This is a genomic window from Thiococcus pfennigii (assembly GCF_016583835.1).
Classification (GTDB): domain Bacteria; phylum Pseudomonadota; class Gammaproteobacteria; order Chromatiales; family Chromatiaceae; genus Thiococcus; species Thiococcus pfennigii.
In genome coordinates this window covers 17,473-29,392 of sequence record NZ_NRRW01000043.1, presented here as the reverse complement: position 1 = coordinate 29,392, position 11,920 = coordinate 17,473, and the positions used below count along the sequence as shown (strand labels likewise).

Below are 11,920 nucleotides of genomic sequence, written 5' to 3'. Positions count from 1 at the left end.
CGCCGAAGCGAGCCCGTATTCACCTTTAACTGCTTGTTTATTCGCCGATTTGCCCGCGCTTGTCACACCCTTTTTGTCATTGCCGCCGCATGGCATTCGTCAATAAGCTTTCACTAATATGCGCGTTCATTAGTGTTTGCTTATATTATGATCTCGCTATGCGGAAATGAGAAACTTCAGTTCCATTCTTGCTCAGAACCTTCCTCGTTTTTGCCCTAACAGTTGAGTAGACAGAATGTCGGCCTACTGAGATAGACAGATTCTGCCTAGTTCCTCTGCCGCGGTTGACGCGGCCGGCCCGAGCCGGGCAAAGACCATGTGCTTCGCGCGGGTTCTCTGAAACCTAGCACAAGCGTGTTTTTGGAGCAATGCGGCAGATCTTCCATTGCCGCAGCCGAGCGACTGCTCATTGATCTACGCCGCGAAACGGACCCGGGATGGCGCGATTCAGGGGCTGCTCCAGCTTGGCGCGCCGCTCGCGTCGGCTGCCGCGACGGCGCGGGCACCCTGCCCAGAACTAGCGAGAATCTCGCCCGACTGAGATAGGCAGAATTTCTCCGGGCCGGTCCGGCCGGAAGGCATCCGACGAAGGACCGCCATCCTGATCGAACAGGCGCTTGGCGAGTGCGACCCTGATGCCTTCGCCCAGCAGGGCGTCATCGAATGGAACGGCGACGGAGATGGGTCGCCGCGCTCGCGTGACGATGGACAGGCCTCCCGATTCGGCCGCTCGGATCAGGTCGTCGATACGGTCGGGCAGGGCGCGTGCTTCGAAGGTTTGCACGGCGCGGTGGTGCCGAGGGCTCAGGCGGCGATGCGGTCGACGTCGACGGCGACGGTCAGTTCGTGGACGCCGCCGCCGTAGAAGACGCCGCGCAGCGGGGCGACGTCGCGGTAGTCGCGGCCGACCGCGGTGGTGATGTACTGCTCCTGCGGGATCTGGTCGTTGGTCGGGTCGAGGTCGACCCAGCCGAGGCCCGGGATGAGCACGGCGAACCAGGCGTGCGAGGCGTCGGCGCCGACGAGTTTCGGTCGGCCGGGCGGGGGCAGGGTCTCCAGGTAGCCGCTGACGTAGCGCCCGGCGAGTCCCAGGCCGCGCAGGCCGGCGATCGCCAGGTGGGCGAAGTCCTGGCAGACGCCGCGGCGGTGGGCGAGGACCTCGTCGATCGGTGTGGCGATGGTCGTGAAGTTCGGGTCGTATTCGAAGTCGCGGTGGATCCGCCCCATCAGGTCGAGGGCCGCTGCGAGGAGCGGGCGGCCCGGCGTGAAGGAGGGCGCGGCGTAGGCGGTGGCCTCGGGCGATGGCGGTACCTGGTCGGAGGCGAGCGTGAACAGGCGTGCGCCGCCGAGGTCGGCATCGCGTGCGGTGCGCAGGGTCGCGACGACCTCCTCCCAAGGGGGCGTGGTCGCCGGATCCGGCAGACTGGGGGCGGTGACCTCGACCTCGCTCTGGGCCCTGACCTCGAGCGAGGCGTGGCTCTGCTGGATCGAGAAGTAGTTGACGCGGTTGCCGAAGAAGTCGGTGTATTCGCGCGAGACGGCCGGCCAGGGGTCGACCCGCATCTGGGTCGCGAGGCAGCGCTGGTTGGCGGTCTCGCGCGGCTTCAGACGCGCCAGGCTGTGACAGAGCGAGACGGGCTCGGCGTATTGGTAGCGGGTGACGTGGCGGACGCGCAGCCTCATCGCGGCCCCCGCACGGCGCGCCCGAGCAGGGCGTGGGGCTGCTCCTCGTGGCGGAAGTACTGCGCCGTCAGCGCGTCGGAGAGGGCTGCGAGCTGCCCCTCCAGCTTGGCCAGCAGCCGTTGCAGGGCGACCCGCTTGACCCCGTTGCGCGCCGGGCGGATGAGTCGGTCGATCTCGGCGAGGCGCACGCCCGTGAGGCCCTGCAGGATCAGTCGATCGATGACCGGGCGCCCGCCGCTCGGCTCGTCGCTCGGCATCTTGCGGCAGAGCTGTTCGAGTTGCCCGAGCTGATAGGCGAGCGAGCGCGGGTTGGTCTCGTCGCGGAAGACCAGGTCGAGGAGGGCGCCGACGCGGGTGCCGGCCTGGTAGCGGCGGCGGTAGGTGATCAGGCTGTCGGTGACCCCGAGGACGGCCTCGATGAGCAGGTTCTCCTCGTGTTCGCGGCCGACGCGCACGAGGGTGCGGCGCAACAGGGCCGCGGTATTGAGGCCGCGCTCGAGGCGGCGGCCGGCCGCGATGAAGTGCCAGCCCTCGTTGTGGGTCATGTTCTCGTGCGTCAGGGCCGAGAAGGCGACGAGGGCGGTGACCAGCGGGTCGAGTTCGTCGAGGGCGCGGCCGATCTCGATCGGCGGGTGGCGGGTCAGCGCGTGCAGGTGCCGCTCGATCTCGTTGACGACGCGCCAGGTATCGGCCGAGAGGCGCTCGCGTACCGACCAGGCCGCCAGCCCCAGCGCCTGCAGGGTCTGCGGCAGGCTGCCGGGGTGGCGGGGGTCGGCGATCAGGGCCAGCATCTCGGGTGTCGGATCGTGCAGGCGCCGGGCGTCGTCGACGCCGTCCTCGTGGGTGACGGCTTGCAGCAGGGCGTGGATGCAGCCGGCCATGTCGTCGCTGCGCAGATAGCCCTGGCGCTCGGAGAGTTCGAAGATGGCGATCCGCAGCAGGCGTACCATCCCCTCGGCCCGCTCGGCGTAGCGACCGATCCAGAACAGGTTGTCGGCGACGCGGCTGGAGACCTCGCTCTCCTGGATGACGGCCGGGGCGAGGAGGTCGGCGCCGCCGAGCAGGGTCTCTTGGCGCTCGGGCTCCGAGGCCAGCACCCAGGTGTCCTTGCCGAGCCCGCCGAGGCGGCTGCTGATCATCGGCGCGTCGCGCTCCGGTGCGACCCGGCTCAGGCCGCCGGGCATGACGGCGTAGCCCTCTTCCTCGGCGACGAGGAAGGTGCGCAGCACCGTCGGGCGCGGCTCGAGGCGTCGCCCGATCAGGGCCGGCGAGGTCGACGGCACGATGTACTCCTGGGCGACGAAACGGTGTGGTTCGGCCTGGATCCGAGCGATCAGCGCGGCGCGCGCGGCGGGCTCCATCTGGCGCGGCAGGAGGCAGCGTTCGCCGGGCGGACTGCCGGCCGGCTTGATGATCAGGGCGTCGAGGTCCTCGAGGACCCGGGCACGATGCCCCGCGTCGCCGCACCACCAGGTCGGGATGTCGGGCAGCAGCAGGTCCTCACCGAGCAGGTGTTGACACAGTCGCGGCAGGAAGGCCATCAGCCCCGGGTGTTCCAGGACGGCGCTGCCGAGCGCGTTGGCGACGGTCACGTTGCCGGCGCGCACCGCCTGGACCAGGCCGGGGACCCCGAGTTGCGAGTCCTCTTGCAGCTCCAGCGGGTCGCAGCAGGCGTCCTCGACGCGGCGCAGGACCGCGTCGATGCGCTCCAGCCGTCCGAGCGTGCGCAGCCACAGGGCGCCGTCGCGCACCGACAGGTCCGCCCCCTGGACCAGGTTGTAGCCCAGGTAGTTGGCGAGGTAGGCGTGCTCGAAGTACGCCTCGCTGCTCGGTCCGGGGGTCAGCACGACGATCCGCGCCGCCGGTGCTTGGCGCGGCGCCAGGCGGGTCAGGGCGCGGCGCATCGAACGGTAGAAGCCGGCCAGGCGGTGCACGTGCGAGTCGCGAAACAGGCTCGGCATCACCCGCGAGAGGACGACGCGATTCTCCAGCGCGTAGCCCGAGCCCGACGGGTTCTGGGTGCGGTCGCCGATGACCCGCCAGCGCCCGGCGGCGTCGCGCGTGAGATCCATCGCGCAGTGCACCAGCGGTCGGCCGCCGGCGATCTGGAGCCCGTGGCAGGGGAGCAGATAGCCGGGGTAGGCGTCGATCAGCTCGGCCGGCAGCAGGCCGCCCGCGATCAGGGTCCGCGGTCCGTAGAGGTCGAGCAGCAACTGATTGAGCAGTTCGGCGCGCTGGATCAGGCCGCGCTCGAGCTGCGCCCACTCGTCGCTGCGGATCAGGACCGGCAGCAGGTCGAGCTCCCAGGGGCGCGACACGCCCTGGGGGTCGTCGCAGAGGTTGTAGGTGACGCCGTTGTCGCGGATCAGCCGCCGTGCCTCGCGCCAGCGGCTCTCGATGCCGCTCGGTCCGAGCGTGCGCAGGGCCTCGAGGAAATACCGCCAGTGGGGACGGAGCGCCCCCTCGGCGGTGCGCATCTCGTCATAGCCGCCGGGCGTCGGCAGGTAGTGATCGATCAGTTCGTGGGGGTCGCCTACCGCGGCGGCAGTGAGAGAGGGCATGGGGCTGGCCGGTCGACGCGGGCGAAAACGGCATTAGACACGCTGCCGTCGGGTGGCTCAAGGGGCGCGCTGCGGACCTCCAGGCTCGATCCGTTCTGCGGCCCCTTTCGAGGGGGTCGAACGGCTGCCGGTCGATGCTCGGCGGGGTCCGCCGGCACGCCTCGTCTGCATTCCGCCGCTGATCGGAACGGATCCGTCGTGCGCGGACCTCCACCGGGGCGAGGCCCGCCGGCGGTGCTCAGCGCTCCAGCCGCCAGGCGATCGTCTCGCCGGCGCGCAGCGGGACGAGCCGCTCGGCGCTGGCCGGGAACGCCTCGGGGACCTGCCAGGGCTCGCGGCGCAGGCGGATCCGCTCGCGGTTGCGCGCCAGCCCGTAGAAGTCCGGCCCGTGGTGGCTCGCGAAGCCCTCCAGCCGGTCGAGGGCGCCGGCCTGCTCGAAGGCCTCGGCGTAGAGCTCGATCGCGGCATGGGCGGTGTAGATGCCCGCGCAGCCGCAGCTGCACTCCTTCGCGGCGGCCGGGTGCGGGGCGCTGTCGGTGCCGAGGAAGAAGCGCGGCTCGCCGCCCGTCGCCGCCGCGACCAGCGCCTGGCGATGGCGCTCGCGTTTGAGCACCGGCAGGCAGTAGAGGTGCGGGCGGATGCCGCCGACGAGCATCGCGTTGCGGCTGTAGAGGAGGTGATGGGCGGTGATGGTCGCGGCGAGGCGCGGCGGGCCCTCGCGCACGAAGGCGACCGCCTCGGCCGTCGTCACATGCTCGAAGACGACGCGCAGCCCGGGGAAGTCGGCGAGGATCCGGGACAGACGTTCGTCGATGAAGCGCTGTTCGCGATCGAAGATGTCGACGTCCGCGTCCGTGACCTCCCCGTGCACGCAGAGCACCATGTCGGCCTCCTGCATCGCCTCGAGGACCGGATAGACGTTCTCCAGCCGGGTGACGCCGTGCTCGGAGTTGGTCGTCGCCCCGGCCGGGTAAAGCTTGGCGGCGACGATCTGACCGCTCGCGCGGGCCGCGGCGATCTCGCTGGGGGGGAGGCGATCGGTCAGGTACAGGGTCATCAGGGGCTCGAAGGTCAGGCCCGCGGGCAGCGCCGCGAGGATGCGGCGGCGGTAGGCGAGCGCCGCGGCCGTCGAGGTGATCGGCGGGCGCAGATTGGGCATGACGATCGCGCGGGCGAAGCGCTCGGCCGTGTGGCCGACGACGGCGGACAACAGGTCGCCGTCGCGCAGGTGCAGGTGCCAGTCGTCTGGCCGGGTCAGGACGATCTCGGACGGGGCGGACATGGGCGGCTCACTTCAATTCGATCAGTGACGATTCAAGAACGACCGGTACATCTTCTTGGAACTACGAACTGGAACTACGAAATGCGCGAAACACGCGAAAGGGCTCGCTCAGCAGATGATTGTCCGATGTCTTTCGCGACTTTCGTCGTTTCTTGTCTTCCCCGCGCTTGTACTGGTCGTTTCTGAACCCTTTCCAAGTCGAGCCGCCGGGCGTGGCGGCAGCGCAGAGGACGGCCGCCCGGTCTGGGCGGCGGCCGGTCGGGGTCGTTGGTCAACCGGCCGGGGCGGCGGCGCGGATCGCCTCGTCGACGCCGTCGGCGAACCGGGCGAAGTTCTCGCGGAACAGGGCCGCGAGCTTCTTCGCCTGGGCGTCGTAGGCCGCCGGGTCGCGCCAGGTCTTGCGCGGATCGAGCAGTTCGCTCGGCACGTCCGGGCAGGACTCGGGCACGGCGACGCCGAAGACTGGATGGATCCAGGTCGCGACGCCCTCGAGGCGGCCGTCGAGGATGGCGTGGACCATCGCGCGGGTGTGCGGGATCGGCATGCGCTGGCCCTCGCCGGCCGGCCCGCCGGTCCAGCCGGTGTTGACGAGCCAGACCTGGCTGCCGTGGCGCTTCAGCCGCTCGCCGAGGAGCTTGGCGTAGCGCTGGGGGTGCAGCGGCATGAAGGGGCCGCCATAGCAGGCGCTGAAGGTCGGCGAGGGTTCGGTGACGCCCTTCTCCGTGCCGGCGACGCGGGCCGTGTAGCCGGAGATGAAGTGGTACATGGCCTGCTCGCTCGTCAGTCGCGAGACCGGCGGCAGCACGCCGAAGGCGTCGCAGGTGAGGAAGAGGATCGCGTCGGGATGATCGCCGAGACCGGTCAGGCTCGCATTGGGGATGGCGCTGATGTGGTAGGCGCCGCGGGTGTTCTCGGTCAGCGAGTCATCATCGAGATCCAGGTGGCGGTCGTCGACGCGCAGCGTGACGTTCTCCAGCACGGTGCCGAAGCGTTTGGTGGTCGCATAGATCTCGGGTTCGGCGGTTGGCGAGAGGCGGATCATCTTGGCGTAGCAGCCGCCTTCGAAATTGAAGATCCCCGCATCGCTCCAGCCGTGTTCGTCGTCGCCGATCAGGGTGCGGCTCGAATCGGCCGAGAGGGTCGTCTTGCCGGTCCCGCTCAGGCCGAAGAAGAGCGCCGTGCGCCCGTCGGCGCCGATGTTGGCCGAGCAGTGCATCGGCAACACGCCGCGGAACGGCATCAGATAGTTCATCACGGTGAAGAGCGACTTCTTGATCTCGCCGGCATAGCTGGTGCCGCCGATCAGCACGAGCCGCTTGGCGAAGTTCACGAGGATGAAGGTCTCGCTGTGGGTGTGGTCGAGCGACGGGATGGCATGGAAGCGCGGGGCGTCGATGACGGTGAACTCGGGCACGTGGTCGTCGAGGGCATCGACGTCGGGCTGGATGAACAGGTTGCGGGCGAACAGGCTGTGCCAGGCGTGCTCGGTGATGATGCGCACCGGCAGGCGATAGGTCGGATCGGCACCGACGAAGCAGTCCTGGACATAGACCTCCTTCATCTGGAGGTAGGAGGCGAGCCGGTGGTGCAGTGCGTCGAAGTGCTGGGCGTCGATCGGGCGGTTGACGCGACCCCACCAGATCTCCTCGCGGCTCGTGTCCTCCTGGACGATGAACTTGTCGTTGGCCGAGCGCCCGGTGTGGTGACCGGTGCGCACGACCAGCGGCCCCAAGTGGGCGAGCGCGCCCTCGCGGTTGAGGATCGCCTGCTCGTAGAGCTCGGGCGTGGGCAGGTTCCAGTGCACGGCGTGGAGGTTGTAGAGGCCGTGGTTCTCCAGACCGTGCACGCTGTTGGGACGACCGGCGACTTTCATTGCGCGGGCTCCTGGGTTGGATGGTTGTCTCGGTGAGGAGCATGGGCGACTCGTCGGCGGCGCCTCAGGGCCTCGCCGCACGCGCGGCCGACGCCTGGGTTCGGGCCGGCGCCGACGCCCCAAGCGGCCGTCGCTCCGGCGCTCGCCCCCCGGGGCCGCCCTAGCTCGCCACTATATAGAGACTCGCCTGTCGTTGGAATGTCGCAGCCAGGCCCCGCGCCCGGATTGCCGAAAGGCCGAGTCGATCGGTTAGAATTGCGCCTTGATCCGCCGAGTCACCTACCTATCCGGCTCTGCCAGTGCCGCCGGTACCGCGCAGGCCGCCGAGAACGCCATGACCGAGACCGCCCACAACGTCGACCAGACCGAAATCCGCAAATTCGAGCAGCTCGCCTCGCGCTGGTGGGACCCGCACAGCGAGTTCAAGACCCTGCACGAGATCAACCCGCTGCGCCTCGACTACATCGAGCGGGCCGTGTCGCTCCAAGGCAAGGAGGTGCTCGACGTCGGCTGTGGTGGGGGGCTCCTGTCCGAGGCGATGGCCCTGCGCGGGGCGCGGGTCACCGGGATCGACATGGGCGAGATGCCGCTGCGGGTCGCCGAGCTGCACACGCTGGAGACGGGTGTCGAGGTGACCTATCGGCGCGTGCCGGTCGAGGTCCTGGCCGCCGAGCGGCCGGCCAGCTTCGACGTCGTCACCTGCATGGAGATGCTCGAGCACGTGCCGGACCCGGCCGCCGTCGTGGCCGCCTGCGCCCGCCTGGTGCGCCCGGGTGGCCTGGTCTTCTTCTCGACGCTGAACCGCAATCCGAAGTCCTATCTGATGGCCATCGTCGGGGCCGAGTACGTCCTCGGGATGCTGCCGAAGGGCACCCACGACTACGCCCGCTTCATCCGCCCGGCCGAGCTCGGGGCCTGGATCCGCGCGGCCGGCCTGCGCCTGACCGACCTGACCGGCATGACCTATCACCCGTTGACCGGCGAGTACCGCCTGGCCCAGGGCGAGAAGCTGGACGTGAACTACCTGGCGACCTGCCGCCTGGACGGGGATGTCTGAGGCCTTGGGTCCGGCGCCCACAGTGGTGTCGGCGCGGGTGGCCTGATTGGACGAGTGGCGCTTTCCGGGCCGGGCGACCCCGCCGGGTTCCTCGGTCTACTACAGCATCCGCTTCGCCCCGTCCGGGCTGCGCGACGACCTGGCCCGGCTCGCCGGCTGGCGCCACGAGATCGCCGCGATCCCGGACACCGTCTCGGACCCTGTGGTCGCGTTGCGCAAGCTCGACTGGTGGCGCGAGGAGTTCGATCGGACGCTGGCCGGCGCGCCGCGCCACCCGTTGACCTGCGCCCTGGCGCCGGTGCTCGTCCGTCACCGGCTGCCGGCGGCGCCCTTCCTTGCGATCGCCGCGCGCGCCGAGGCCGAGATCCGTCGCCATGAACCGGCCGACCGGCCTGCGCTGGAGGCCGAGGAGGAGGGTGACCTCGGGGCCCTCTTCGAGTTGCACGCGCGCTGCCACGGCCTCGTCGATGCCGATCGCCTGGCCCGGGTGCGCCGCCTCGGGGGCTTCTGCGGCCAGGTCGAGCGGCTGCGCGACGCCGGTCGACGCCTGCGCGCCGGGCGGCCGGTCTTCGCCCGCGACCGGCTCGCCGCGGCCGGTCTGCTCGGCGCCACACTCGCCACCGCCGGGGCGCGCGGCCGGCTCGTGCCGCTCGTCGCCGCGGCCGCCGCCGAGACACGCGACCATGGCGCCCTGATCGCGGCGGCCGACCTGCCGGCCTGTCTGCGCATCCGGGCGCGCCTCGCCCAGCGGCTGCTCGCCGAACTGACCGCCCCCGATGCCGACGTCATCGATGCCCGCATCGCCTTGACCCCGTTGAACAAGCTCTGGCATGCCTGGCGCGAGAGCCGCCGCCGGCCTGCCGCCCCCCAGTGAGGAGCCCGTCCATGTCCGACATCGCCAGCTATGTGCCGCCGGCCGACCTGCTGACCGACCGCGTGATCCTGGTCACGGGCGTGGCCGACACGATCGGCCGTGCCGTCGCCCTGGCCGCCGCCGCCCACGGGGCGACCGTGGTCCTCTCCGATCGCGACCTCTCGGCCCTCGAGCCCGTCTACGATCGGATCGAGGCCGCCGGGCATCCGCAGCCGGCGATCCTGCCGCTCGACCTCGCGGAGGCGAGCGAGGCGGAGTTCTTCGGCATCGCCGACACCCTGGGCCAAGAGTTCGGCCGTCTCGACGGGCTCGTGCACTGCGCCGCCTACGCGCCCTATCTGAGCCGCATCGACGACTATGGTGGCAACGACTGGGATACCGTCCTGCGGGTCAATCTGACCGCACCCTTCCTGCTGACAAGGGCCTGCCTGCCGCTCTTGCGCGAGGCCGTCGATCCGGCGGTCGTCTTCACGGCCGATCGCGTCGGGCGCCGCGCACGGGCCTACTGGGGTGCCTATGCGGCGGCCAAGTTCGGGATCGAGGGACTGATGCAGGCGCTCGCCGAGGAGACGAGCGAAGGCGGTCAGATGCGCGTCAACAGCCTGGATCCGGGCGTCGTGCGCAGCGGTCTGCGGCTGCACCTCTACCCGGGCGAGGATCCGCACCAGTTGCCCGAGGCCGAGGGTATCGCGAACCGCTATCTCTATCTGCTCGGGCCCGACAGCCGCGGGGTCACGGGCCAGGCCTTCTGACGCGGCCGGCGCGGCGGCGCTTGGTGGTTGTGAGGAGCCCGCTTGCGGGCGATCGGCGGCGCCTTGGCCGCGAGAGCCCTCAGGCGTTGCCCTGGCCGTCCTCGCCGATGAGGAGGGTCGTGTCGTCGAGGTAGGTGTATTTCGGGATCACCAGGTTGGTCGGGGCTGGCACACCCTTGTACACCCGCCCGGCCAGGTCGAAGCGCGAGCCGTGACAGGGACAGAAGAAGCCGCCCTTCCAGTCCGCGCCGAGGTCATCGGGGGCCACCTCGGGCCGGTAGGTCGGCGAGCAGCCCAGGTGGGTGCAGATGCCGATCGCCACCAGGTACTCGGGCTTGATCGAGCGCGTCGGGTTCTGGCAGTACTCCGGCTGCTGCGGCACCGCGGAGCCCGGGTCGACGAGCTTGGGATCGAGGCTCGGCAGCGCCTCGAGCATCGCCTGGGTGCGGTGCACGATCCAGATCGGCTGGCCGCGCCACTCCACGCGCAGCAACGCGCCCGGCTCGAGCTTGCTGATATCGGCGCGCACCGGGGCGCCGGCCGCGCGGGCCTTGGCGCTTGGGTTCATCGCCGAGACGAACGGGACGAGCGCGTAGCCGACACCGGCGGCGCCGACCAGGCTCGTCGCGGCGACGAGGAGGCGTCGCCGCGTCTTGTTCAATTGTGCTTGCATCGTTGGTTCTCCGCCGGCCGAGGTCGCCCAGCCGGCGCACAGGAGTCGCGACGGCTATACCCTGCGGCAGGGTGACACGTTCGGGTGAGGGAGTCGTTCCGCGTCTGCGGGACCCGACGGCGATCGGTCTCCCGATCATGGGATGGTGGGGCGATCGGCGCCGGTCTCTGGACTCCGTTGTTCGCGTCTATTCTTACCTTTTCCCACCAAATTACCCTGATATTTGTCAATCGGTTCGGGACGCGGCGTCGTGGTCCGCGCTCAGCGAGCGCGTGCGCTGGGGCTCGATTCGCCTGCCAGTGGCCCGAGCCGGCGGGGCCGTCTGGGGACGCGGGCGATGTCCCAGCCGGCCACGGCCCGTTCCAATAGTTCGGCCGCGCTCGCCGGGCGTGGCTCGAGCGGGGCCTGGCCGAGGAAGGCCCAGGCGCGCAGCAGCGCCGGCAGCGGGTCGCGGGGATCGACCGGCTGGGCGGCGTCGGACTTGCTGAGCTTGCGCCCGGCGCCGTCGACGACGAGCGGGACGTGGGCATAGGTCGGTGTCGACAGGCCCAGGGCCTGCTGGAGGGCGATCTGGCGCGGGGTCGAATCGATCAGGTCGGCGCCGCGCACGACGTTCGTGATGCCCTGCCAGGCGTCGTCGACGACGACCGCGAGCTGATAGGCGTGGATCCCGTCGGCGCGGCGCACGACGAAGTCTCCGATGGCGTTGGCGAGGTCTTGATGGCGCGGACCCTGGATCCGGTCGACGAAGTCGATCGGGCCAGGCCGGGTCGCGAAGCGCCAAGCGCGCGGTGCGCGGCCCGGTGGCAGGCCGTCGCGGCAGGTCCCGGGATAGCGCGGACCCTCGAGGCCGGCGAGACCGTGCGCGGCGATCTCCTTGCGGCTGCACCCGCAGGGGTAGACGAGGCCCCGCGCGATCAGGGCGTCGAGGGCCGCGGCGTAGGCCGCGGTGCGGGTGCTCTGGTACAGGACTGGGCCGTCCCAGCGCAGGCCGAGGGCCTCCAGGGTCGCGAGCTGGCGGTCGGCCGCGCCGGCGACGGTGCGTGGCGGATCGAGGTCTTCGATCCGCACCAACCACTCGCCGCCGCGCCGTCGGGCGTCCAGGAAGCTCGCCAGGGCGGCGACCAGCGAGCCGAAGTGCAGCGGCCCCGTCGGTGACGGGGCG

General features: G+C 70.5%; 10 protein-coding genes. 3 read left to right on the top strand and 7 right to left on the bottom strand.

Annotated features, from left to right (window positions below):
- Positions 1 to 517: 517 nt before the first annotated feature.
- The 5 genes from CKO41_RS13255 to pckA all read right to left on the bottom strand — a co-directional run bounded on the left by CKO41_RS13255 (position 518) and on the right by pckA (position 7,399).
- A complete protein-coding gene (locus tag CKO41_RS13255) occupies positions 518 to 784 on the bottom strand; it encodes a hypothetical protein (RefSeq protein ID WP_200382650.1) in 267 nt (88 codons plus the stop codon).
- 20 nt (positions 785 to 804) lie between these two features.
- Positions 805 to 1,683: a transglutaminase family protein gene (locus tag CKO41_RS13250; RefSeq protein ID WP_200382648.1), complete on the bottom strand. Its 879-nt coding sequence runs from the start codon at positions 1,681 to 1,683 to the stop codon at positions 805 to 807.
- Positions 1,680 to 4,244, bottom strand: a complete 2,565-nt coding sequence (locus tag CKO41_RS13245) for a circularly permuted type 2 ATP-grasp protein (protein WP_200382647.1) — start codon at positions 4,242 to 4,244, stop codon at positions 1,680 to 1,682. Before CKO41_RS13245 ends, CKO41_RS13250 begins: the two co-directional genes overlap by 4 nt.
- Positions 4,245 to 4,482: 238 nt before the next feature.
- A complete protein-coding gene (gene pyrC, locus CKO41_RS13240; RefSeq protein WP_200254363.1) occupies positions 4,483 to 5,526 on the bottom strand; it encodes a dihydroorotase in 1,044 nt (347 codons plus the stop codon).
- A 271-nt stretch (positions 5,527 to 5,797) separates the two neighbouring features.
- Positions 5,798 to 7,399: a phosphoenolpyruvate carboxykinase (ATP) gene (gene pckA, locus CKO41_RS13235; protein ID WP_200254365.1), complete on the bottom strand. Its 1,602-nt coding sequence runs from the start codon at positions 7,397 to 7,399 to the stop codon at positions 5,798 to 5,800.
- Positions 7,400 to 7,733: 334 nt separating this feature from the next.
- Here pckA and ubiG point away from each other — a divergent pair, with 334 nt between their 5' ends.
- The 3 genes from ubiG to CKO41_RS13220 are packed head-to-tail and all read left to right on the top strand — an operon-like array spanning position 7,734 to position 10,082.
- Positions 7,734 to 8,456 (top strand): bifunctional 2-polyprenyl-6-hydroxyphenol methylase/3-demethylubiquinol 3-O-methyltransferase UbiG, encoded by a 723-nt coding sequence (gene ubiG, locus CKO41_RS13230; RefSeq protein ID WP_200255562.1) that lies wholly within the window; start codon positions 7,734 to 7,736, stop codon positions 8,454 to 8,456.
- A gap of 46 nt (positions 8,457 to 8,502) precedes the next feature.
- The gene (locus CKO41_RS13225; RefSeq protein ID WP_200382646.1) at positions 8,503 to 9,330 is read left to right on the top strand and encodes a squalene/phytoene synthase family protein; all 828 of its coding nucleotides are present in this window, start codon (positions 8,503 to 8,505) and stop codon (positions 9,328 to 9,330) included.
- A gap of 11 nt (positions 9,331 to 9,341) precedes the next feature.
- Positions 9,342 to 10,082, top strand: a complete 741-nt coding sequence (locus CKO41_RS13220; RefSeq protein WP_200382645.1) for an SDR family NAD(P)-dependent oxidoreductase — start codon at positions 9,342 to 9,344, stop codon at positions 10,080 to 10,082.
- 79 nt (positions 10,083 to 10,161) lie between these two features.
- Here CKO41_RS13220 and petA read toward each other — a convergent pair whose 3' ends face one another.
- Together petA and gluQRS are read right to left on the bottom strand one after the other, a co-directional pair.
- On the bottom strand, positions 10,162 to 10,755 hold the full coding sequence (petA, locus tag CKO41_RS13215; RefSeq protein WP_200249927.1) for a ubiquinol-cytochrome c reductase iron-sulfur subunit: 594 nt from the start codon (positions 10,753 to 10,755) through the stop codon (positions 10,162 to 10,164).
- A gap of 261 nt (positions 10,756 to 11,016) precedes the next feature.
- On the bottom strand, positions 11,017 to 11,898 hold the full coding sequence (gene gluQRS / locus CKO41_RS13210; protein WP_242464320.1) for a tRNA glutamyl-Q(34) synthetase GluQRS: 882 nt from the start codon (positions 11,896 to 11,898) through the stop codon (positions 11,017 to 11,019).
- Positions 11,899 to 11,920: the final 22 nt, after the last annotated feature.